Below are 216 nucleotides of genomic sequence, written 5' to 3'. Positions count from 1 at the left end.
ATGCGTTGAGCTAACCGGTACTAATGAACCGTGAGGCTTAACCTTACAACGCCGAAGATGTTTTGGCGGTTGAGAGATGATTTTCAGCACTGATTCCGGATTTTCGGGAACGAAAGATAAAAGATTCGTTTCCGGCAACAGAATTTGCCTGGCGGCACTAGCGCGGTGGTCCCACCTGACCCCATGCCGAACTCAGAAGTGAAACGCCGTAGCGCC

The 216-nt window shown here is 51.4% G+C and carries 1 rRNA gene; it reads left to right on the top strand.

Annotated features, from left to right (window positions below):
* Positions 1-147: 147 nt before the first annotated feature.
* Positions 148-216: ribosomal RNA gene (rrf, locus tag NA624_RS23055) — 5S ribosomal RNA — on the top strand; the annotation flags it as partial.

Origin of the sequence: Salmonella sp. NW38 (assembly GCF_051807745.1) — a bacterium.
GTDB lineage: Bacteria > Pseudomonadota > Gammaproteobacteria > Enterobacterales > Enterobacteriaceae > Salmonella > Salmonella enterica.
This window is presented reverse-complemented; position numbering and strand designations above follow the sequence as displayed.